General features: G+C 44.9%; 1 protein-coding gene. It reads left to right on the forward strand.

Annotated features, from left to right (window positions below):
- The first annotated feature begins 251 nt into the window (after nt 1-251).
- Entirely contained in the window at nt 252-1691 is a 1440-nt protein-coding gene (locus tag KDK19_RS21240) for an O-antigen ligase (protein ID WP_257252840.1), read from the forward strand.
- Nucleotides 1692-1698 lie beyond the last annotated feature (7 nt).

Raw genomic sequence — 1698 nt, forward strand, 5'->3', positions numbered from 1 at the left:
CAACACCGGTGCTCAATGCGGTTTCGACACTATTGATGGCAGGATCTGGTGCACTGGCCCTCGTCAGTATTTTTATCCAAAGAAAGTAATTGAAATAGTTAAAGGACAGGCTCATATTTTATTTCCTTTTAGTTTGGTTTTGATCGTAAGGATTACAGTCTGAATTTTGAGCCTGTCAGCCCTTTATGAGGCTATTTTTGCCTGACTTGCAGCCGATATCTGATCATTGTGTCCATTGATATTCAGCACTCATGTTCACAGTTATTCATCAGTCTCTCCAAAAAAATGCAGTGTTCCTGCTAATCACATTGACGCTGTTGGCAATGTGGTCGGCTCTTTTAATCTGGAATTTCGGGCTCTCCAGCTATAACTTCAGGCGAGTCGTTCAGGTGATTTTTCTTTCTGTGATCTTTGGAGTATTCCTTAGCTATCAGACCCTGAATGGCTTTGCTCAATTGCCATTTTTAGCCAAGGTCTTGATCTTCCCCGGCCTGGTGTTTGGCTCATGCTCTGCATTAATGAGTGAATATCCGGTAAAAGGCATTCAGGAGGTTGGACTCTATGGCCTGTTGATGATGAGTTCATTACTGCTGGCCAAGAGTATTGATGAGAGAAGACTGGCGGGGGTTATCAGTGTCATCGGCTTAGCGATAGGGCTTTATGGTTTTGGGTACCTGTTTCACTATGCTGTTTATTTGCAATATCCGCCTGACGCATGGAGGCACACGGTTTATGGATTCACTAACCCCAGAATTTTGAATCATGCGCAGAACTGGCTGATTCCACTGTTGGCGTTGTTGCCCCTTTTATCGAAGGACATGGGATCTCTGGTTCAGAGATTAAGCTGGGTTCCTTTAGTGGTCATGTATTTTTTCGTTTTTTTATCAGAGAGCCGAGGTATTGTTCTCTCTTTGATTATGAGTGGAATAGCCATCTACCTCTGTTTCCGGAAGGCAATCACAGCCATCATTCGAGTTCATATAAAAGCATTGATCGTTGGGCTGCTCGCTTATTGGATTTTGATCTGGCTTATTCCTTTCTTTCTGGGGAATGGACTTGATGGCTTCAGGCCGCTCTCGTCTGCATTGAAAACCTATGACCGGGTTGAGCTTTGGATTAGTGCCTGGCAACTGACATTGCAGAACCCCATGCTTGGGGTCGGGCCACAACAATTTATTCTTTCATCAGGCAACGGACTGGGATCACCCCATAATGTTGTTTTACAGTGGCTTTCTGAATGGGGAACGCTGGCCACACTGTGCTTTGTAATCCTATTGCTCTGGGGCAGTGTTTCTTATCTGGTGGGATTGAAAAAACGTTTAGACGGCGGGCAGATCTCCGGGCGAAAAGCCTATATCCAGATATCGGCTCTGTGGGCTATTTCGAGTGCGGCTCTTCATGCCCAGATCAGCGGTGTGCTCATCACGCCGATGAGTCAGATGATGATGGTGCTGGTAGTGGGTTATTGTCTACACGCTCACGTTAACGACAGACTAATGGCCAGTGCTCAAGTAAAGGGTTGCGAACTGATTATTTCAAAGCTTTTGGTTTTAACGCTCATCGTGTTGTCGATGATCTTCTTTATCATTTTTTATGTTGAGTTCATTCAAGGCACCTATCCTGTTTCAATTCCCTTTGAATCCATGACCCCACGCTTCTGGCAGAATGGAGCCTTTCACCTCATTAATTAATATGTAC

This window comes from Endozoicomonas sp. ONNA1 (assembly GCF_024606325.1).
Lineage (GTDB): Bacteria > Pseudomonadota > Gammaproteobacteria > Pseudomonadales > Endozoicomonadaceae > Endozoicomonas_A.

Excerpts from the sequence above, each read along its gene's own strand:
- KDK19_RS21240 (WP_257252840.1), top strand. The coding sequence starts at position 252 with ATGTTCACAGTTATTCATCAGTCTCTCCAAAAAAATGCAGTGTTCCTG.